The organism is Proteus sp. G4415, from assembly GCF_963896075.1.
In the GTDB taxonomy this organism is placed as follows: Bacteria; Pseudomonadota; Gammaproteobacteria; order Enterobacterales; family Enterobacteriaceae; genus Proteus; species Proteus mirabilis.
The window spans coordinates 1-21,652 of sequence record NZ_CAWQOK010000103.1; the positions used below are offsets into that span (position 1 = coordinate 1).

21 protein-coding genes and 2 pseudogenes are annotated in these 21,652 nt (G+C 37.2%); 9 read left to right on the plus strand and 14 right to left on the minus strand.

The window, feature by feature from the left end:
• Positions 1 to 82: 82 nt before the first annotated feature.
• Positions 83 to 1,123, plus strand: coding sequence for an AbrB family transcriptional regulator (locus AACU95_RS11850; protein WP_004245042.1), 1,041 nt, complete (start codon positions 83 to 85; stop codon positions 1,121 to 1,123).
• An 84-nt stretch (positions 1,124 to 1,207) separates the two neighbouring features.
• On the opposite strand, the gene AACU95_RS11855 is transcribed toward AACU95_RS11850, so the two are convergent.
• Complete coding sequence (locus tag AACU95_RS11855) at positions 1,208 to 1,558, minus strand: YacC family pilotin-like protein (RefSeq protein ID WP_004247264.1); 351 nt, start codon at positions 1,556 to 1,558, stop codon at positions 1,208 to 1,210.
• Between the two features lie 212 nt (positions 1,559 to 1,770).
• On the opposite strand from AACU95_RS11855, the gene cueO reads away from it, so the two are divergent.
• Positions 1,771 to 3,351: a multicopper oxidase CueO gene (gene cueO, locus AACU95_RS11860; RefSeq protein ID WP_049200912.1), complete on the plus strand. Its 1,581-nt coding sequence runs from the start codon at positions 1,771 to 1,773 to the stop codon at positions 3,349 to 3,351.
• Between the two features lie 158 nt (positions 3,352 to 3,509).
• Complete coding sequence (gene hpt, locus AACU95_RS11865) at positions 3,510 to 4,052, plus strand: hypoxanthine phosphoribosyltransferase (RefSeq protein WP_004245039.1); 543 nt, start codon at positions 3,510 to 3,512, stop codon at positions 4,050 to 4,052.
• Between the two features lie 59 nt (positions 4,053 to 4,111).
• On the opposite strand, the gene can is transcribed toward hpt, so the two are convergent.
• Positions 4,112 to 4,765: a carbonate dehydratase gene (gene can, locus AACU95_RS11870; RefSeq protein WP_020945227.1), complete on the minus strand. Its 654-nt coding sequence runs from the start codon at positions 4,763 to 4,765 to the stop codon at positions 4,112 to 4,114.
• An 847-nt stretch (positions 4,766 to 5,612) separates the two neighbouring features.
• Between can and AACU95_RS11875 the strand changes: the two genes are divergently transcribed.
• The 4 genes from AACU95_RS11875 (at position 5,613) to AACU95_RS11890 (ending at position 9,011) form a co-directional block, all read left to right on the plus strand.
• Positions 5,613 to 6,554, plus strand: a complete 942-nt coding sequence (locus AACU95_RS11875) for an ABC transporter ATP-binding protein (RefSeq protein ID WP_004245037.1) — start codon at positions 5,613 to 5,615, stop codon at positions 6,552 to 6,554.
• On the plus strand, positions 6,551 to 7,321 hold the full coding sequence (locus AACU95_RS11880) for an ABC transporter permease (protein WP_004245036.1): 771 nt from the start codon (positions 6,551 to 6,553) through the stop codon (positions 7,319 to 7,321). Before AACU95_RS11875 ends, AACU95_RS11880 begins: the two co-directional genes overlap by 4 nt.
• 189 nt (positions 7,322 to 7,510) lie before the next feature.
• The gene (locus AACU95_RS11885) at positions 7,511 to 8,740 is read left to right on the plus strand and encodes an MFS transporter (RefSeq protein ID WP_017628285.1); all 1,230 of its coding nucleotides are present in this window, start codon (positions 7,511 to 7,513) and stop codon (positions 8,738 to 8,740) included.
• Between the two features lie 88 nt (positions 8,741 to 8,828).
• Positions 8,829 to 9,011, plus strand: coding sequence for a DUF2526 family protein (locus AACU95_RS11890; RefSeq protein WP_004245034.1), 183 nt, complete (start codon positions 8,829 to 8,831; stop codon positions 9,009 to 9,011).
• Between the two features lie 92 nt (positions 9,012 to 9,103).
• Here AACU95_RS11890 and htpX read toward each other — a convergent pair whose 3' ends face one another.
• From htpX to AACU95_RS11915, 5 genes are all read right to left on the minus strand, one after another.
• Complete coding sequence (htpX, locus tag AACU95_RS11895; protein ID WP_004247268.1) at positions 9,104 to 10,069, minus strand: zinc metalloprotease HtpX; 966 nt, start codon at positions 10,067 to 10,069, stop codon at positions 9,104 to 9,106.
• 59 nt (positions 10,070 to 10,128) lie between these two features.
• A complete protein-coding gene (locus AACU95_RS11900; RefSeq protein WP_004245032.1) occupies positions 10,129 to 10,689 on the minus strand; it encodes a LemA family protein in 561 nt (186 codons plus the stop codon).
• A 223-nt stretch (positions 10,690 to 10,912) separates the two neighbouring features.
• The gene (locus AACU95_RS11905) at positions 10,913 to 11,725 is read right to left on the minus strand and encodes a dimethyl sulfoxide reductase anchor subunit family protein (RefSeq protein ID WP_004247269.1); all 813 of its coding nucleotides are present in this window, start codon (positions 11,723 to 11,725) and stop codon (positions 10,913 to 10,915) included.
• A gap of 2 nt (positions 11,726 to 11,727) precedes the next feature.
• Positions 11,728 to 12,279, minus strand: a complete 552-nt coding sequence (locus AACU95_RS11910) for a 4Fe-4S dicluster domain-containing protein (RefSeq protein ID WP_004245030.1) — start codon at positions 12,277 to 12,279, stop codon at positions 11,728 to 11,730.
• Between the two features lie 2 nt (positions 12,280 to 12,281).
• Positions 12,282 to 14,618, minus strand: coding sequence for a molybdopterin-containing oxidoreductase family protein (locus AACU95_RS11915; RefSeq protein ID WP_004245029.1), 2,337 nt, complete (start codon positions 14,616 to 14,618; stop codon positions 12,282 to 12,284).
• A gap of 230 nt (positions 14,619 to 14,848) precedes the next feature.
• On the opposite strand from AACU95_RS11915, the gene AACU95_RS11920 reads away from it, so the two are divergent.
• Entirely contained in the window at positions 14,849 to 15,538 is a 690-nt protein-coding gene (locus tag AACU95_RS11920) for a helix-turn-helix domain-containing protein (protein WP_004245028.1), read from the plus strand.
• 64 nt (positions 15,539 to 15,602) lie between these two features.
• On the opposite strand, the gene efeB is transcribed toward AACU95_RS11920, so the two are convergent.
• The 6 genes and pseudogenes from efeB to AACU95_RS11950 form a co-directional block, all read right to left on the minus strand.
• The gene (efeB, locus tag AACU95_RS11925) at positions 15,603 to 16,871 is read right to left on the minus strand and encodes an iron uptake transporter deferrochelatase/peroxidase subunit (protein ID WP_036932362.1); all 1,269 of its coding nucleotides are present in this window, start codon (positions 16,869 to 16,871) and stop codon (positions 15,603 to 15,605) included.
• On the minus strand, positions 16,858 to 17,781 hold the full coding sequence (locus tag AACU95_RS11930; protein WP_004245026.1) for an EfeM/EfeO family lipoprotein: 924 nt from the start codon (positions 17,779 to 17,781) through the stop codon (positions 16,858 to 16,860). Before AACU95_RS11930 ends, efeB begins: the two co-directional genes overlap by 14 nt.
• Entirely contained in the window at positions 17,771 to 18,607 is an 837-nt protein-coding gene (locus AACU95_RS11935; RefSeq protein WP_004245025.1) for an FTR1 family iron permease, read from the minus strand. Before AACU95_RS11935 ends, AACU95_RS11930 begins: the two co-directional genes overlap by 11 nt.
• 2 nt (positions 18,608 to 18,609) lie before the next feature.
• Complete coding sequence (locus AACU95_RS11940; protein WP_004245024.1) at positions 18,610 to 18,957, minus strand: cupredoxin domain-containing protein; 348 nt, start codon at positions 18,955 to 18,957, stop codon at positions 18,610 to 18,612.
• A 65-nt stretch (positions 18,958 to 19,022) separates the two neighbouring features.
• Positions 19,023 to 19,580 carry an iron transporter gene (locus AACU95_RS11945; protein WP_004245023.1) on the minus strand — a complete coding sequence of 186 codons (558 nt, stop codon included), beginning with the start codon at positions 19,578 to 19,580 and terminating at the stop codon, positions 19,023 to 19,025.
• 326 nt (positions 19,581 to 19,906) lie between these two features.
• Positions 19,907 to 20,363, minus strand: a pseudogene (locus AACU95_RS11950) (transposase); the annotation flags it as partial.
• 131 nt (positions 20,364 to 20,494) lie between these two features.
• On the opposite strand from AACU95_RS11950, the pseudogene AACU95_RS11955 reads away from it, so the two are divergent.
• Positions 20,495 to 20,975: pseudogene (locus AACU95_RS11955) on the plus strand (Hcp family type VI secretion system effector).
• Positions 20,976 to 21,169: 194 nt separating this feature from the next.
• Here the strand turns inward: AACU95_RS11955 and AACU95_RS11960 are convergent.
• Positions 21,170 to 21,652: hypothetical protein (locus AACU95_RS11960; protein WP_161737069.1), on the minus strand; the 483-nt coding region annotated here is incomplete at its 5' end.

The following is a 21,652-nucleotide window of genomic DNA, read 5'->3' on the forward strand; positions in this document are numbered from 1 at the left end:
TTAAATTATCATTATTTGTTTATTAAATATTTATACCAGTGATAGGATTAGTACCATAATTAAAAAAACTGGATAACACAACATGTCATTTTTAAAAAAACTACCGGGAATTCTGTTTTGTGCACTAATTGGTGGGTTATTAACATTATCTGGTCTACCGATGGCGTTGATGTTTGGGCCAATCGTCGTGGTTATTATTGCTTATCGTTTTAAATGGCAGCTCTCTGTTCCTAAGCATACACTGACTTTTATCCAACTGACCTTAGGCACCTCTGTTGGATTGATGTTTAACCAAGTACATTTAGGGAGTGCGGATAATTTAGTGCTTCTTTTGATTATCCTCGTTATTTGTTTAGCCATTCAATTTGTTGTCAGTTTCTTATGGTTTCATCGTCATATTGGTTGGACAAAAGAAGAGGCTATGTTAGGTGCTGTACCTGGCGCGATGGCGGCTATTCTTGCTTTAACAGATCATACCAAAACACCACCACAAAAAATTGTTATTTCTCATACTATTCGTTTAATCGTATTGATTATTATGGCTGGATTTATTGTTGGCTCAGATAAAGCAACCCTTACGGAGTTTACATTACCTGAAATGACACTGTTGTCATCGATGTGGTTATTATTAATTGTCGCGTTAGGGCTAGTATCTGGGCTTTTATTACAGAAAATTCATTTTCCAGCACCGTTTATGTTGACATCATTAGGCAGTGCAATATTGGTACAATCTTTTGTCAGTGAGCCGATTGCTTTTCCAATGCTATTAAATGAACTCAGTATGGTGTTAATTGGGATGAATATTGGCGCACATTTTGTGGTTTTTCCTTTTGCTTCGTTAATTAAAAATGCTTTTTCCTCTGTGCAGGTGGTCATTATCAACGTTATTTTAACGGTGATCGTTGCATTGAGCGCAGCTTATTTAACAGGGGCTCCCTGGACAACGCTGGTATTAGCTTGGGCACCGGGAAGTATGGAAGCAATGACATTTGCCGCGATCACTATGAATGTCGATGCGGCTTTTGTGATGTCGAATCATATATTGCGCATGTTGATCATTCAAAGTATTCCTTCTATTGCCTTGTTTTACAGTGAACGAAAGCAGAAAAGAAAACGTGAGTAAAATAGCAATAACAGTAAGATATCGACAGATATAATAAATTGAAAAGCCACTGTATCAGTTTGATAGAGTGGCTTTTTTATACAATTAATAGTTTAGTAAGCTAAGTGATTTTTGGGCTAGTAGTTGACATTTTTTGTTATGAGCAATTTGTATATTTTTTAAATCCTGATAACTATCTTCATTAAGCTTGCTCATTGGGAGCATTGAATAATTAGAGACATCCCACTGCTGAGATTGTGAAAAAATAATCAGCGCTCGTTCTATTTTTTGTTTTGAGATCTGCTCATAACCACAATCATTATTTAAAAACAGGTATACCGCGGTTAAATCAGCTAAGTCTTCTGCTTGAGTATAAGTGAGTGCTTTTGCACTAGAAGAAAAAAGCGTGGCAAAAGAAAGAATAACAGTGCAGAACAAAGCGAACATTTTTTTCATTAGTGGTGACATTCCTATATGTGATGATTTCACAAGATTTGTTATTTGACTTAATTAAGTTAAAAGTTTTGCAAAGACCCGTTGCTTTGTGTGGTTTCTATTTGACCTTCCAGTAAGGGGAGACTTTAGCATTGCTCAATAGTTTATCGATAAATTTATTTACCTAATTATGACAAATATAGAGTAATTGATTTTATTCAAAGGAATACATTATGCAACGTCGTGAATTTTTAAAATTAGGGGCAACATTAAGCGCCGTCACACTATTACCAAGTTGGAGCCGTCTCGCATTCGCCCAAACTAACACGCCTTCACTCGCTATTCCACCTCAAATTAGCCCAGACAAACAACAAAAGATTGTTCTTAATATCCAACAAGGTGTTTCCCAATTTACTGCTACAGCAAGTACAACTACTTGGGGGTATAACGGTAGCTTATTAGGCCCAGCATTAAAATTAAAACGTGGTGAACCTGTTACTATTGAGATCAATAACACGCTACCAGAGACTACGACGGTGCATTGGCATGGTCTTGAGATAAGTGGTGAACAAGATGGAGGTCCTCAAGCGACTATCGCACCGGGTAAATCACGAACAGTAACTTTTACGCCAGATCAAGCGGAGTCGACATGTTGGTTTCATCCCCATACTCATGGGATCACCGGAAAACAGGTGGCAATGGGGTTAGGGGGATTAGTGATCATCGAGGATGACGAAACGGCCAAGCGAAAGTTACCTCATCGCTGGGGAGTGGATGATTTACCGGTTATTTTACAAGACAAACGCTTAGACAGTAACGGTCAAATTGATTATCAACTTGATGTGATGAGTGCTGCAGTAGGTTGGTTTGGCGATATGATGCTCACTAATGGTGCAATTCAACCGCAACACATTGTACCAAAAGGTTGGATTAGATTACGTTTCCTCAATGGTTGTAATGCACGTAGTCTTAATTTAGCCACCAGTGATGGCCGACCAATGTATGTAATTGCTAGCGATGGTGGGTTATTAGCGGAACCAGTCAAAGTGACAGAACTCCCTATTTTAATGGGGGAGCGTTTTGAAGTACTGGTTGATACCTCAGATGGACGTGATTTCGATATTGTCACTTTACCTGTCCGACAAATGGGGATGGTATTAGCGCCATTTGATAATGTATTACCTGTATTACGTCTACTGCCTTCAGCAGAAAAAGCGGTGGGTATTTTACCTGATCAATTAGCCTTAATTCCTGCATTACCATCACTAAGTCATATTGCGACACGTTCATTACATTTACGTATGGATATGCGTTTAGATATGCAAGGTATGATGGCGCTAACGGAGCGTTACGGTGATAAAGCGTTGGCGGGAATTCACCATGGTATGAGTCATATGCGTCAGGGCAATGGAAATGGCATGATGGGGGGCGGCATGAATTGTGGTCATGGCTCTGCGGATGTCGATATTTATAATGCAAATAGCATCAATGGGATCCCATTCTCAATGACCGAACCTGCATTTGATGTTAAACAAGGGGTTTATGAACGCTGGTTGGTTTCTGGTCGTGGCGACATGATGTTACATCCGTTCCATGTTCACGGAACACAGTTTCGTATTTTATCGGAAAATGGTCATAAACCTGAAAAACATCGCCAAGGTTGGAAAGATATTGTCAGAGTGGAAGGGCAAATTAGCGAGATCCTTGTAAAATTTGACCATTTAGCGACAAAGGAACACCCATTTATGGCTCACTGTCACTTATTAGAGCATGAAGATACAGGAATGATGGCGGGCTTTACGGTGAGTCGATAATTTTTACTGTAATAAGTAACAAAATTAGTGATAAAAGTTTATAAAGGGAGTAAAGCTAATATTTTATTCCATTATTTTCCTTCATTGACAACGTCGCATGATGATAGAAATTCTGGTACAATCGGTTGCTTTCCCCGTTAACCCAATCGAAATAAATCATGAAACATATTGTTGATGTCATGATCTCTGAAGAAGAGATCAAACAGCGTATTGCTGAATTAGGTCGTGAAATCACAGAACATTATCGTTCTCGTCAAGAAAAACACGATTTGGTCTTAATTGGCTTATTAAAAGGCTCTTTTATTTTTATGGCGGATTTATGTCGTGAAATTGAAGTGCCACATGAAGTCGATTTTATGACAGTATCAAGTTACGGTAATGGAATGACGTCAACAAGAGACGTTAAAATCATTAAAGATCTTGATGAAGACATTCGTGGTAAAGATGTTCTGATTGTTGAAGATATTATTGACTCAGGTAATACTTTAAACCGTGTTAAAGAGATTTTAAGTTTACGTGAGCCTGCCTCTATTGCTATCTGTACGCTACTTGATAAGCCATCACGTCGTGAAGTGGATGTGCCAGTAGAGTGGATTGGCTACTCTATTGAAGATAAGTTTGTTATAGGTTACGGCATTGATTATGCACAACGTTATCGTCACCTACCTTATATTGGTCATGTAACGCTACTAGATGAATAATCTTGTTGATTTATATCGTATATTAAAAAACCCGCTTTGGCGGGTTTAATATTAGAAAATCAACGTGGATGGCTTAATTTTGCAATAGCTTGGCGATAAGAGAGTTCTAGTTTTTCACGACTGTCTGAGGTGATATCTAAATCGTGTAATTCACCATTGTTTAAACCGTAAACCCAACCGTGGATCATCACTTTTTGTCCACGTTTCCATGCGGCTTGCATAATAGTTGAGTGACCAAGGTTATAAACTTGTTCTATCACGTTAAGTTCACAGAGTAAATTTAATCTATCTTGTGGTGCGAGTTCACCTAACATGGAGCTATGTTTATACCAGATATCACGGATATGCAGTAACCAGTTATTAATTAAGCCCAGCTCAGTCCCTTCAATAGCAGCTTCAATACCACCACAGCCATAATGACCACAAACAATAATATGTTCAACTTGTAGGACATCAACGGCATATTGAATAACAGAAAGACAGTTTAAGTCGGTGTGGATCACAAGGTTTGCCACATTGCGGTGTACAAATAAATCACCAGGGGCGGCATTAATTAATTTTTCAGCGGGGACGCGGCTATCTGAACAACCAATCCATAAGAAATGAGGTTTTTGGCCTTTACTCAGCTCTTTAAAAAATTGCGGGTTTTCTTCTGTAACAGAACCTGACCATTGTTTATTGTTGGCTAACAGTTCTTCAATTTTTCTCATCATGATGTGACTGCCTGTAAATTCAGTTTCCCACCATTTGCGCTGACAGTAGGCCAACACGAAATAGCTTTAATGTTATTGTTGGATGTTTAAGCTCAATAAAGAAAGGGTATTTTTATACCATTACTTTTAAATGAATCAGAAGGCTTTTTTTGAGCCAAGTGACAGTTAATTGCTTGTCTATTTTTGCTTTCAAATAAGATAGAACTTTTTACAGTATTTGTTTAATGAATTTATCAACATATTATTTGATGTAAATCAAATGTATAAAAAGATAACTGATTGTTAACTCGATTATTCTTATTTTGAATAATCGAGAGTAATTATTTTTTCATAAAAAATATTAATGTTTATTTGGGCTGGCGAATGATGAGGATAAAACCTGTTAACGGTATCTGTTCGTTTTTTATTGATAAATTATTTGAGGTAATAAAGCGCATGATAATATCTATCAGTCAGATTGAGTAATAAGGCCAATAAATTTATTGCTATCAAACAGGCTAAATAATAACATTTAGTTATTATTGGCTTTTTATTGAGATTAATACTGGAAAATAGCTACAATTAATCGTCATTTTTATTGATCAGTAATTGCAGTGTTCGCTCTGTTGACTATTAAAATAGTTAAATAAAATTTATTTATCTGTTTGAGGCATTATCTGTAAAACGGTTTATTTACGTCTTATTTTTCTCTAGAATATCTTATTCCATTTTGATCCTATTGAACTAAGCCCATTTTCTATACCTATCTTGATTTACACTCAGGGGGTAAGGCTTAGTTGAATAGCTATTTCTGATTTCAGCTCAGTCAATGCTGAATAATGCAGTTGATAAAAGGTAATTTCCACTTATGACTTATGCATTGGAGTTAACCGAGTTAACGAAAACTTACCATAATGGTGTCAAAGCGCTTAAAGGAATTAATTTAACCGTAGAAGCGGGGGATTTTTATGCGCTATTAGGCCCTAATGGTGCAGGAAAATCGACCACCATAGGGATTATCAGCTCTTTGGTGAATAAGAGCAGTGGTAAAGTCAAAGTATTTGGCTATGACACTGATACCGATATGGTTAATGCTAAAAGACAACTCGGATTAGTGCCACAAGAATTCAATTTCAACCCTTTTGAAACCGTATTACAAATAGTCCTTAATCAGGCTGGCTACTATGGTGTACCACGTAAAGTGGCATTAGAGCGTGCAAAAACGTATTTAACCCAATTAGATTTATGGGAGAAAAAAGATGATAGAGCACGTTTTTTATCTGGGGGAATGAAACGGCGTTTAATGATTGCGCGTGCATTAATGCATGAGCCTAAATTGCTGATCCTCGATGAGCCAACGGCGGGAGTAGATATTGAATTACGTCGTTCAATGTGGACGTTTTTACAACATTTAAATGCACAGGGTACCACTATTATATTAACCACACATTATCTTGAAGAAGCAGAAATGCTGTGTCGGAATATTGGCATTATTCAGCGTGGTGAACTGGTTGAAAACACCAGTATGAAAGGTTTATTAAGTAAATTAGAGTCTGAAACCTTTATTTTAGACTTAGCAGCAAAAAGTCCGTTACCTGAATTACAAAATTACCAATATCGTTTAGTCGATACATCAACACTAGAAGTTGATGTGAAAAGAGAGCAAGGATTGAATGGGGTTTTTGCTCAGCTCAATGCACAAGGTATTCAGGTTTTAAGTATGCGTAATAAAGCTAACCGCCTTGAAGAGTTATTTGTGCATTTAGTTAATGAAGATCATACAGAAACAGAAAAAGGAGAGAGGGAATGATTCAGTTGTATTGGGTAGCCCTCAAGACGATTTGGATTAAAGAAGTGACCCGTTTTGGTCGTATCTGGGTACAAACTTTAATTCCTCCTGTTATCACGATGTCGCTCTATTTTGTTATTTTCGGTAACTTAATTGGTAAGCGTATTGGTGATATGGGCGGTGTTGATTATATGCAGTTTATTGTTCCCGGCTTGATTATGATGGCGGTGATCACAAACTCATATGCTAATGTCTCCTCTTCATTTTTTGGCGCTAAATTCCAACGTAGTATTGAAGAATTATTAGTATCGCCAGTACCGACCCATGTTGTTATTGCCGGATTTGTGGGTGGTGGAGTCGCCCGTGGTATTTGTGTTGGAATATTGGTCACTCTGGTTTCACTATTTTTTGTACCACTAGAAATACACTCTTGGACAATGGTTGTGGTGACATTATTAATGACCTCGATTGTTTTTTCTCTCGCAGGATTGTTGAATGCCATATTTGCGAAAACCTTTGATGATATTAGTATTATTCCCACCTTTGTTTTAACGCCATTAACTTATTTAGGTGGTGTGTTTTATTCACTCTCCTTATTACCTGCATTTTGGCAAGGTGTTTCTAAATTAAATCCGATTGTTTATATGATAAGCGGTTTCCGTTATGGTTTTTTAGGGATCACTGATGTGTCATTAACGGTGACAATCACGGTACTATGCCTGTTTATTGCCGTGTTTTATATCGTAGCCTGGTACTTAATTGAAAAAGGTCGCGGTTTAAGAAGCTAATCTACAAATTAGTGTTTAAGGTAATAAAAATTAAAATCGGTGTCTGCAACAACAGATGCCGATTTTTTTTAGCTAAATTTCATTCAGTTATGTTAAATTTTATTTAAATTTGTCTTTTACTATTAACAAGTCTAATTTCTTTGTTTAGTATACTAAACAAATGACTTTGGGATGGTAAAGGATAGAAGCATGGCAGTGGCAAGCGAAACAGCAAAAGAACCAACGGTACTTTCTCGTCGTAAATTGTTATGTATTGCCGGAATGGGGTGGACTTTCGATGCAATGGATGTGGGGCTTCTCGCCTTTTTATTAACGGCGTTAAAAGAAGATTGGGGATTAACAGCAGCGCAATTAGGTTGGATTGGCAGTATTAATTCTATCGGTATGGCAGTAGGCGCTTTTGTCTTTGGCATTATGGCCGATAGAAAAGGTCGTAAACCGGTATTTATCTTAACGTTGCTGCTATTTAGCCTTGGTTGCGGTTTAACTGCATTAGCAAGTTCCTTAATGGTGGTATTAATTTTACGCTTTTTTATTGGTATGGGATTAGGTGGAGAATTACCTGTTGCTTCCACATTGGTGAGTGAAAGTGTTAAAGCCCATGAGCGTGGTCGTATTGTTGTTTTATTAGAGAGTTTTTGGGCGGTAGGGTGGTTAATTGCCGCGTTAATAGCGTATTTTATTATTCCTGATTATGGCTGGCGTATGGCTATGTTATTGAGCGCACTACCCGCAGTTTATGCACTCTATTTGCGTTCAAAGTTACCAGAACCCAGTTCCACACAGTCATTATTACAAAATCGTTTATCTCTTCGCCAATCAATGGCATTGATTTGGTCACCTCAATATCGCCGTTCAACACTGATGTTGTGGGTATTATGGTTTTGTGTGGTGTTCTCTTATTATGGCATTTTTTTATGGCTACCGAGTGTCGCAATGTTAAAAGGCTTTAGTTTAATTAAAAGCTTTCAATATGTGTTGATCATGACACTCGCTCAGTTACCGGGCTATTTTACCGCAGCATGGTTTATTGAACGTTATGGTCGTAAGTTTGTGTTAATCACCTATTTAGCAGGCACCGCGATTAGCGCTTACTATTTTAGCGTAGCCGATTCCACAACCACACTATTAGTATTTGGTATGTTGTTATCATTTTTTAATTTAGGTGCGTGGGGGGCATTATATGCCTATACCCCAGAACAATATCCTGATGGTATACGAGCTACAGGCGCTGGAACGGCGACGGCAATAGGCCGTATTGGCGGAATATTAGGGCCACTGATGGTAGGCTATTTAGTGCAATATCAATTTGACATAAGCACTATTTTTCTTATTTTTAGCCTTTCCATTGTGATAGCGATACTAGCGGTTATGTTATTAGGTAAAGAAACCAAAAATAGACCACTTAATTCTATTTAATCACTTTTTTTATGACTAAAAATACAGAACGTCTCCTTTCTTGTTATATGATAGTTAATAAGTATTTTATAGGAAAAGAGGAATAATTATGTCTCATTATGAGGAAGTGATTAAGCAGGTTGATGAGGCCATTGCCAGTGCTAGCATACAAACGATGAACGAATTGCTGGTGGAATTAGGTAAAGATAACACAATAGCCTTTGCTCAGCGTTATGAACAGCAAGAGCGTCTACGTACTGCTATTTTTCATCATGGTGAAAAACAGCGTTAAGCAATCCTATGATGATAGAATAATCAAAAAGCGTTTATTTCATGTATTTATTCCATAATAATGGATAAACGCTTTTGTTTTAATCTGTTGGTTTAAAAGGTCTTTTTTCCTTCGAGCACTGCTATTCTATTTTCAATCGAAGGATGGGTTGAAAAAAGAGAGTCTCCCTTATTAAAAATAAAGGCTGCTTTGCGATATGCTCGTCCTGTCGAGCCATCTTCAAAATTTTCAGTTTCGTGTTGTGCTGCAATTTTCTTTAGTGCATTGATCATTGATTGATTATCTTGGGTGAGATCAACCGCTGCCGCATCTGCCATATATTCACGTGTCCGCGATAAATAGAAATAGAGCACTTGAGTAATAATGGGTAAAACAACGTTGAGTACAATTAAAATCAATCGTGCTTTACTGGCGGCATCATTACTTTTACCACCACGGTTACCAGAGGCTATATATAAGCGGCTACCAAAGATATTTGTTACCGTTAAAATAACATTTGCTAAAATACCCACATACAGCGTTAAACGGGTATCACCATGAATAATATGACCTGTTTCATGGGCTAATACGGCTTGTATTTCTTGGCGATTAAGTTGATTTAACAACCCACGAGTGACACCAATAAAGGCATTTTTTTCAGACCAGCCGGCAGCAAAGGCATTGGCTTCTGGTGTATCTAAAATATAAAGCTTAGGGATATAGCCCAAAGTCGCACTTAAACTAAGCTCTTCCACAATATTTAATAATTGTCGCTCTTGGGCATTTAATGGCTCTTCAGGATTAATTAGTCGCGCTTTCATGCCCGTCAACATGATTTTATGCCCTTTAAAGTGAACAATAATCAGCAACACAATTGAAATGGCAACAATAATCAATGAAGCAATAGGCAGTGATTGGAATGTCAGAAATGCCAGCATATTATCAATTAAACTTAAATGAGGATTGGCACCTATCGCGCTATCAACTAATAAGCCGATCATTAGCATTAATAGTAAATAGGTGACTATCACAAACCGAGTGCGAATGGCATTTTTTCGCAGTACATTTCTGAAATCCATTTATTATTCTCCAATAATATCTACCGTATTATTTTATGTATAAGCTATGGTGCGTGGTGTTAATCAAAGTTAATACGGCGCGCTTCTTCTGATTTAATCGCTGTTTCATCAAGACGCCAGTATTCTTTATTAATCACGAGACTTGGAAAAATCTTCACAATAAATACCGCAGGGATAGAGGCGATAAACGCACGATATTGCTCTAAGGTACGGTTATAGCCACGTTTAGCAAAAGAGAGTTTATTTTCTGTTGAGACAATCTCTTCTTGTAAATTAGCCATGATAGTATCTGATTTGAGTTCAGGATAGTTTTCAACAGCGACATTAATCGCACCACTTGAAACAATTTTTGATAGCTCATCTTCTGCCGCTTTTGCTTCTTGGTTATTGCTACTTTGTGTTTTAGCTCTTAATTCGGTGATTTTAGTAAAAACATCGGCTTCATGACTAAGATATTTTTTTACTGTAGCTAATAAGCTATCAAACACTTTACCACGACGGTCGAGTTGTACCGATATTTCTGTTTCACTTGAGATAACCGCTTCACGCATAGAGATAATACGGTTGTAATAATAAAAAATAAGACCCAATAACGCGATGGTAATAATTAATCCAGTCATGTGAAGCGCTCTCTTTTCTAATAATAAACAGGGAATTTAGCTAACTCATTGATGTTAATTTTGCCTATTATTATTCAAGATAGCTAGATGATTATTTCATCAAAGAGAAAAAGAATATTGATATGTCACTTAATATCTTAAAAAGAATGTTGTTTGAAGTATAAAAAAGCCCCAAATAAATTTGGGGCAAAATAAATAGGACTCATGTTAGGGAAAATAAAAATTAAAACCAAGGTGATTGGGACATCACATTGCCATAAAATAGCATTCTGCCGGCGATTTCACCGCTAAAAAGGATAAAAATAGTAATAATTGATATTAAAGCCTTTGTAAACAAAGAGCTACGAGATAGTGTGATAATAACACATCCTATTATTAAACTGGCGATGACTTGCCACCATAACAATAAGCTCGCTACGTTAGCACCTGAAATTTGGACTCGTATTACTAATCCCATCAATACTAACAGTAAGCCGATAAAAGCACCGAAATGCAATGTATGAATGGTTTTTTTACCTTGCAACTGTAACCAAGGAATAACAGAGCCAAAACCCAATAATAGGGCCGTACCAATAAAACTTATTTGTGTTGCGGGGGTATGCCATAACGCATGTGTTTGCATTTGATAATAAATTTGTGCTGTTATTAAAATAACGGGTAAGCCAATAAGGCCACAGAACAGACCTAGTAGGCTATTACGGCGTATTTTATTTGGTTGTAGCCAACTTGCTAATGCCCAGAGGGAAATTAAACCGTTTAACATAACAAAGGCAATAGCTTCACGACTTAACCATGAGTGAGCAACACCAAGTACTGAGCGATAAGCGCCGAGAGGATCGCCTAGGTGTCCCATTGACATAGAAGAACCAATTACTTCAATTAACCAAATAAGGGCAATCGTTGTACGTAACGCTTTGGGGCTTAACATGGCGGAGTTTTGTGTTTGCCATTGATAAAGAGATAAGGCAAGTACGGCACCGATCCCCCATTGACTCATTACGGTGAATAGAACCAAAGGCATTTGATAATCATGCATGGTTAATCCTCCATACCAATAATGACAATATTAGGATGACTGATGGTATGATCAGGAACCCCATAACGTTTTTCTAATAATGCCCAATTTGTGATATGTTTTTGGCGCAAATCTTCAATTTCGCCAAACTCAATGGCACCAGTTGGACAAGATTCAACACAGCGAGGTTTTAAGCCTTCGTCTATTCTATCGGCACACATATTACATTTACTGGTCTTCCCTTCTACAGGATCGTAAACCGGCGCATTATAAGGGCATGCCATAATGCACATTTGGCAACCAATACATTTGTCATGATCCTGTATCACAATCCCATCAGCTCGCTTAGTATAAGTATCGGCAGGGCAGACTTTTAAGCATTGTGGATCGTCACAATGATTACAGGACATAGTGATAAAAGCTTGCGCATTGGGCAGATCTTCATTGAATTCGCGTACTCTACGCCACAAGACTCCTGGAGGGGTAACATTTTCTGATTTACAAGCCATCGAACAAGTGCGACAGCCATAACAATCTTTACTATTAATCAGAAAACCATACTGTTTTTTAGCCATGATTATGCCTCCCGTCTCACATTAACTAGGGTACTGTTACAACAATGACCATTACCTAAAGGTTCAACATGGTCATTTGTTACATGGCTACTACTCCCCCCTTGTTGTTCCCACCAACCATTATCAAGAGAAACAACACCTTGTTTTATGTGTGTGGTGACAACGGCTATTGCTCTATGTTCACCTCTATCATTAAAAGCAAACACCCAATCACCATTGTTTATTCCACGAGATAACGCATCATTAGGATGTATTAAAATATTGGGTTGATTACGCTGTACTTCTAAAATCCATTCATTCATCCCATGGCTTGAATGAACACTACGTGCTAGCTTACGTTGCACAGCCATTAACGGATATTTTTTTGCTAATTCAGGGGAGCCTGTTGTCGATTCCTTTACTGGATAATAAGTGACTATAGGGGAGTAGTTTTTATCTTGCCATTCTTCAATAAAGAAATGTGCTTTTTGGGTTGATGTACGAAATATTCCGTCTTTAAATGGGATCCAATCGCCTTCTACTGGCCGTACAGGCCCTTTTTCTAGCATTTCCCGCGTAATCCCCGATCCCGCGAGGCAAGTATCAATATAGTGCTCAATAGGTTGATTAAATACGTCACCGAAACCAAAGCGTTCAGCAAGACGGGCAAAAATCCAATAATCAGGCTTTGCTTCTCCTGGTGGTTCAACGGCTTTTTCCATTAATTGAACATATTGGCTACGCACACCGGCCATTAAACTTGTATCTTCAAAAATGGTTGTCACTGGAAGTACTAAGTCGGCATAAAGCGCTGTTGATGACATTAAATTATCGGCTACGACAACAAAAGGAACTTTTTTTAGCGCCTTACGTACCATATTGGTATTGGGTAATTGTGTCATCACCCCCATCGTCATGATCCACCAGAAATTAATCGGGTGGGGTCTTTCGTTGACTATCCATTCACCCACTTTTGCAACAGGAATAGGATTAATGGGTTTAACATTTGGTGCAGGGGGAATAATAGGATTAAATTTTGCCATCTGACGCACGCCACCGGCATCACAAATACCCGCGCCTTTCTTACCAATATTGCCGGTTAATAGAGCAAGATAAAACTGGCTTGCTGCAACATAGGCACCAAATTCAGTGCGTTGTGCGCCAGACATATTTTGTACAATCATTGCAGGCTTTATTGTCGCGTAGTCTCGAGCTAAACGAATAATAGTCTCTTGTGGAATATCTGTTTCTTTACTGGTTTTTTCGATAGTCCAGGGTTTAGCTTGCAAATAGATTTGTTCAAAAACGGTGGTGTAATTTATTTTATTTGGCAGTTCATCATGAGTTAACGCCGGTACAATATTGGGGGTATCATGGCGAACAATTTGCTGAGTTAGGGTATCAAAGACTAAATAGCTATCTTTATCATTAGCTGAATCACGTAGTAGTTTTTGTTGTTCATCGACTAAATACACCGCTCCGGTATGGGCACGCAAAAAAGGTTTATCTGTAAGATTTTCTTCAATGATTAATTTGATCATTCCTAATGCAAGGGCGGTATCGGTACCCGGAATAATGGGGATCCACTCATCAGCTTTGGCTGCGGTTTCATTAAAACGCGGATCAATGACTACCATTCTGGCACCATTACGGCGAGCCTGATTATAATTTTTAAAGTAGGCGTGCATAGTTACTGCTGGGTTATTGCCCCAACATAGAATATAACGGCTATCTTTTACCGTATCACGCGTATCTGCATAGCGTAGGCCAACCATAGGGATCATAGCTGCAGTAACCGCAGAGCAACATAAAGAGCCGGCTTGTTTTGTAGAACCGCCTAAATAGTCGAAAAAGGCTTTACCCATATCGTTTTTGATGGAATCCATATTTCCAGCGTGAGTAGAAATAAAAAGCCCTTCGTTGCCATATTTATCGATAGTTTCTCGAATATTTTTTTCGATAAGATCTAAAGCGTCATTCCAGCTAATAGGTTTAAACTCAGCCTTACCTTTTTCGCCAACACGTAGCAAAGGTGTAGTGAGTCTATCCTTATGATATACCCATTTAGTTCGGCTAATTCCTCGTAAACAACATTTGACATTAAAGCCTTCTGTAGCTTCAATTTTGATTAGTTTTCCCTGATGAGTAAAAGCGGTTAGGTTACAATGGAGACATTCCATTGCACAGGTGGATTGAAAAGTTTGATATTCAGATAATTTTATCCGAGTTTTCTGGTTAAATATGGGTTTATTTTCATTAGCTAGGCTAAACGCATTAGGGGAAAGAGCTGCCAAACCAATAGCTCCCATTCCTTTTAATAGCGTTCTTCTATCTAATTCCCACTGTTTATTTTTATACATAGGACATTCTCACACATAACAATGTTAACTATATATAAACTTAGTTCATTAATAATAAACTTGAGTTAGATCATTCAAGGATAAATAAAGAAGATAATCAACAGAAAATGATTTATATTCTTATTTTTCATAAAATTTTTAGTGTGAATAACTATAAAAATGAATAAAAAAAGAACAAACAAATATCGTCATAAATAAAGATAAATAACGGCTTAGGCGTGGAGAAATAAATGCAGAATTCTCAAGGGGTTAACTCTGTTGATATCGCAGTGACTATTTTAGAGTTTTTAGCATCTCAAGGAGGTGCTGCACGCTCTTCTGAGATAGCTAAGGCATGCTCACTATCAAAAAGTCGTCTACATAAATATTTAGTGTCTCTTTGCCGTAGTGACATGCTCTATCAAGAGAGTGAAGGAGGGCAGTATTGTTTAGGTAGCAAAATTATAATGCTGGCTGAGGCAACACACACAAACCTCTCTTTAGTTGATGAAATTAATCAAAGACTTTGTGAATTTAGAGATGAGCATAATATGTCAACAGGACTTGTTATTGCTCAAGGTAAGAAGCTCTATTTAGTGAGATATAATCGTAGTTTTAAACATGTCGATATTGATTTTCTGCCAAATACACCCGTTCCACATAAATTGAGTGCGGCAGGCGCGACTTATGCAGTCTTTAGTCATTTAGAAATTGATGCTGATTTATCAATACAGCAAAAAAACAGTATACATCAACAAGGTTTTGCTATTCGCCAACAACCCGCTGAAGGTATTCCTGGGGCTCAATCTATTGCATGTCCTGTATTTAATAGGAAAGGTGAAATGGTCGCAGCCGCATTGACCATGGGATTTATTAAACCTGAAAACCAAATAGAATTAGGTAATGCATTAAAAGCAAAAATTCGCCATGTATTATCTTAATATTGCGAATATTTTTATCAAATACGTTTACTGGAAAAGTAAACGTATTTGAAAATAGCAAAAATTAAGTAAATAGTCCTTTAGCTAATATATCGCTTGCTTGTGTGACACCGGGTAATACGAAGTAATAACCCCCACCAAAAGGTTTTATATAGCGCTCTAACGGCTCGCCATTTAAACGCTTTTGCGTATCAATAAAGCCTTTTTTAAGGTTATTCTGAAATGAGACAAAGACAAGCCCCATATCTAATTGCCCTGACGGCGTTAGCCCTAATGAGTAGCTATAACTGCGACGACGCAGTTTGGCACTATAACGTTCGGGGGTTCTGGGCTCAGCTCGTCTCATATGTGAATCAAAGAGTATCCTGTCGCCATGAGGATCTTGCGCAAATTCAGGTGAGTCCATTTCTTGCTTCATACCTATCGGCGCGCCTGTTGCACGATGACGGCCAAAGTTATTCTCCTGATCTTCAAGAGGTGTTCTATCCCAAAATTCCAAGGCAAAACGAATAAGTCTCACCGCTTGATAGCTACCTCCTAAGCACCATTGCGGTTCATTTTGTTTATCGGTGATCCACACTAAATCATCCATTAAATGAGTGTCAGTGGCAGGGGCATTACCTGTGCCATCTTTAAAACCAAATAAATTAATTGGCGTTTGTTGATTATCAATATCACGAGCAGGTAGAAAACCATCTATTTTCCATCGTGCATGCACTTGCCCAGAAAGATATTTTAAAATATCTCTTAATGCATAAATGATACTTTCTTGACTATTGGCACAAAGCTGAAGTAACAGATCACCGCCACACCATTTAGGATCTAAGCGATCGTTGGGGAAGGGTTTCATTGCTTCAAGGCGTTTGGGTTTATGAGCTTGAAAACCAAACCGATTATCAAAAAAACTATCCCCTAACGCCACTGTGATGGTTAATTCATCAGGATATAATTGGCTACCTAAAATACCGGATCCTGCGGGGGGAAGGTGAGGATTATGACTTTCTTTAAGTTCACGAGATTGTGTTAAAAAAGCAATCCGCTGTGTTAACGTTCGGAAAATTTTTTCTACTTCCTCAGGGGTTGTTACTGTTAAATCAAGTGCAATAAATGAAGCATGCTTTTGTTCTGGCGTGATAACCCCAGCTTGATGTTTTCCTAAGTAGTTAATAGCACGTTGATAACGAAGTGTTGGTGAACACTTGTTTTTTTCGATGGCATTTGCGCCCATACTGGCAAGCAGTAAACTACCGCCTAACCATTTTAACGTTGTACGTTTATGGTGGTTAACGGGGATTGTGAGGAGTGATTTAAACAGAGTTTTATTTTTCACCATATGCTTCTTTATAGTAATAATAGACATCAATATTGAGCACGTTACGTAATTGTGCAACTTGCTCTGCCAATTGTGTTATTTGTGCAAAGAGCACGGCTTTCTCACTATCAGAAAGCGTATCTAAAGGCTGAAATAATTCTTCATCTCGCTGATATTTTAAAAATAGTTTGCTAATAGTGTCATACTGTTTGCGTAGTGATTGATATTCCTGAAGTGGAATATGGTTAGATAGCGACTCAATAATTAAGCGTGATCCGTATAAATTGGCATACCCATCACCCAGATCACTTTTTGCATATTGATTTTCAATACCGGCTAATTTGTCGGTTAAAATCAGCTCTAAACTATCACCTGCAGATTGCACTAATTTAGCAATGGGAATATCTTCAATCGCTAAGCGTTTTTTTAGATCACTAATGCCTCTTAACAGTGCCTTGGCTGACTCGGCTGACGATTGCATATCCTCTAATTTAAAGAGTTGATATTCAACCAAATGAAATCCACTAAAACGGGGCGAGTTTTCTCTTTCAAGAAAGAAATCAGCCCGATTATTTAATAGGCGTTCAGTAGCGCCAAACAATGCAATAATCGGGCGGATCACCTCATAGTGATAATGCGCTTGTTGATAGGCGAGTTGGGCATCAGTCAGTTGATTTTTTTCACTGTTAACAATGACATTTTTTAATGCAGTTTCAACGAAGGTCAACTGATCAACAGCTTTCTGCCGATAGTTAAGAATATTGGTTGTAAATTTTTCAGGAGTGGGAATATCCCCTTTAGCAACAACAATATTTTCACTATCTTGAGTAATGCCTTGAATGATTTTTTTTGCAGAAACAGAAAAAGAGCATAGCGATATCAATAGCAAGATGACAATATGATCACCTTTCAATAGGGCGCTATTTGGCATGACGATCCCCTTGTTTAAATAACAGTGCGACCACCAACCAAAACACAATAAAAGTAACAACACTTAAACCGATGGGTTGTGAGCGATAAGCAAAGAATGAAACTAAGAAATTACCAAAAATGCTTGAATCATCCAAAATATGGCTAAGATCCCATAGTGGATAAATCAAAAAGTCAGGTAATTCAATATCCATTTCAATAAGTAGATTAGCTATCTCTTCTACTGCTTTTAATAGCAAGGAAACGGCGAGGAAAAGCAGTAAAAATCCGGTAATAACAAAGAATTTACGCCAAGAAATCATTTTTGATGTTAGCAAAAATAACCATAGAGTTAGTCCCGCTATCAATAGGCCAATGAATACTTCAATCAAGAAAGACAACGCGGTTTGTGCTGTGAGAGCCATAATATGGCTTGATAGGAAAACAACCACTTCGCTGCCTTCTCTCGCAATGGCAATGGCGATGATCAGTAAAATCCCCCAGACACTTTGTTGTTGCGTTTTTTGTGTCAATTCGTTTTCGATATTGGCTTTTAGTGATTTACCTTGTTTGTTCATCCAATAGACCATCTGAACAATTAATAGGCAGGCAATGATTTCCATCATAACCATAAACAGAGATTGCCAGATATCTTCTAAGGAGCTAAATACCCCATAAATGCTAAGAGCTAAAAGAATAGAGAGTAGTATTCCTACTATTACTCCTCCCCAGAGATATTTCATACCTTGTTTAGGGGTAGGAGAGCGTTTTATCCATGCATAAATGATCCCTACCACCAGCAGAGCTTCAAAACTTTCTCGCCAAACAACAAATAGAACTTGTCCCATATTTATTCAGCCTTTTCAGTCGCAACGATTTCACCTTGAGGGTGAGACAGATGAAAATCATCAAAGAAGGTGTAACGTCCAGGTTTTAGAGGCGCAATCACAACGACAGAACTCGCCCCAGGCGCTAATACTTTTTCTTTACGTAATTGAGTGCTTTCAAATTCAACGGGGCTACTACCGGTATTGCGAATTTTGATCCGTATAGGAGTTTTAGCAGGAACATTTAAAACTCGAGGGATCAGTTCCCCCTCTTTCATTTCTAATTCAACGGTGTATTTTTCTGCGGCTAAAGTAGAGCTTGCTATCATTAATAGCAGTAATAGCGTGTATTGATAGAGATGTTTAATCATTGAAATTTCACTTAACAAAACAGAGGAGATAGCCCTATACACAGGGCTATCAATAATTAAGCTAATTAGTAACTGCCTTTACGACCAGTACCGCTATAGTTAAAATCCCATGACACTTCAAAAGGCTCGAACCAAGCGGCTACCCCCGTCTCTTTGTCGATATGACGACCAAAAACGACATCTTTATTGTAAGAAGGCGGGTAAATTTTATAGGTAACGTTATATTGGCCGTTGCCATCTAATTTTAGGTTTTCACCATAATGAGGACCATCACTGGCGACCATGGCCATAAAAGTTCCCTGCTGTTTTTTCTCCGGTGCATCTAATTTAGTCACGGTATATTCAACAGTGAGATAAGGGATCCAATCACCTTCAGCAAAACCATTCGGATTATCTTCAACAGCATGAATATCTGCTTCTAAATGGATATCAGCTTTATCAGCAGGTAGGTGCTTCATTGCATGATGGCCTTCCTCTGTGTCCATCGTGATAGGTTGTAGATAGACACCTTGAATTTCCATGCCATTTTTAATGATTGGTTGACCTACGGGATACTCAAGAGCGAAGACAGAAGTGGGAATTAATGATAACAACGTGAGAGCACGCACATAACGAGAGTTCATGTTTAATCCTTATATATTGAATGATAATTGTTATTATTCTTATTAAGATTAACATGATTTATAGCAAAAATAGCAGAAACTTATGTAAGAAAAATATCGTTTAATTTGAAGTGGGAAAGGATAAAAATAAGATTAACTAACTCTTTTTTAAAAGAAAAAATTTTGTTATTAAGAAATGATAGATAAATATACTCAATAGGTTTGCTTTTTAATACTAAGTAAAATCATAGTGTTAAAGAGAATAGATGGAAATCTTATTAACTATCTGACAAAGATAAGCAATCACTGATTTCCATATTAGATCATTAAATTTGACTCTGTGCGCTCCAAAATCTTGATTGTGGCGATTTAGCTAAAACTGATTGAATTGCATCGCTCACCACACTGCCTTTTTTAAGACAATTGATAGGTTGGCGGTAGAATGCTGAGCGAGATAGCAATGTCAACTGACAAGCTTTACTGACTGATAAGCCTGCATTATTTAATGATTGAGCGCAGAACTTCTTCTTAGCTACTACCAACCCTTTTTTACAAAAAGATCCTTCATTGCATAATGTTCAAGGCTAACTGCTACAAACATCTTTTTAAGTTTGGCATTTTCCTCATCAAGATCTTTTAATCATTTAACATCATTGGCTTCCATACCACCATACTTTGATTTCCAATTATAGTAACAGGCATTACTGATCCCGTTTTCGCGACAAATATCTTCTTCTTTCATACCAAAATCAGCGAGTTTTAAAAATTAACGATTCGAGTTTCAGTGAAAAAGATTTTTTTCATCATGACTTATACAATAACCTAATTATAGCTGTCTCATTTTAGGGGAAGTGGATAATCTGTGATAGATATTTTAATGTAATTTTAAAATTATTCTGTTAATATCATTATAGACTGAATTAAATAGAGTGGTTATGTCTGACGTAAAATACTTAACCTTAAAAGGTAAAAAAACAAGGATTAATATCAGCTAATTGTTCTACAGTTGATTCAATTGGTAATAGATATCAAACAGGCCATAAAGATCAAATACAGGTTTTAAGTTTAAATTACACAATAAGCAGGATGCAAAATTCAGTCCACCATCCAGTTTTATTCATTAAACCAATTGATAAGTCATCCCCGTTATTAGGCGTTGCCATATCTAATAATGAATTATTAGATGCTAATTTTGACTTTTTCAGGATAAACCAATTTGGTATTTTAGAAAAATATTTTGAAATTAAATTGAGTAATGCAACTATTGTGGATTTTACACAATCTTCACCAGAATCATCTAACGGATACTCTATCGTCTCCCATGAAAAAATATTACTACGATATGAGTCTATTTCATGGAACCATATTTGTGCTGGTACAAGTGGATATTCCATAAACGAGCAAAATATTATTTGAAGATTTTATAAGTTGCTTTACGTAGGTAATAGTATATTTTTTTTAGATATAGGAGTAGTAAAAGTGAAAACAATAGCCCTGCGACAAATGATGATTCAGGTAATCTAAACATAGCCAGTAAAAAAAATGCAATTACGCTATATCTGATACTATCAAGAATCGATACGAAAAAATTTTTCATCACTTAATTACCATTAATTATAAATTAATCCATTTATTGCTCGATAAACTTCATCAACACTTTTCTTTTCAGATCCTATCATATATAACCATTTTGATATATTTGGTTCTACTATAAAATACCCCATTTCTAAATTCATTAAAACAAGGTCATAATACAGAGTAGGATTGCTATAGCGTAATCTTTCCTTTGCTTGAGAAGCCATCTCTATGATGCCATACCCTCCCACAAAAGCCATTGCTATATTTCCACCACCTCTAATTAACTTGTGGGCAATGGCATTTCTTAGTACCGTATTATATATAAGTTCAGATGCGGCTGTGGCTATGTAAACACGAACTCCTCCTGTTGTTACTAGTGCCCCAGATGTAAGGAATACACCTCTTAATAGGGTTTTAAGATTATTCATTTCATCATCGTTCAGATTAGTAAAAAGGTGTTCTAAGTATCTTATGATAATTGCTCTTATTGGGTTATTACCTTTAAAAGTTTCCTT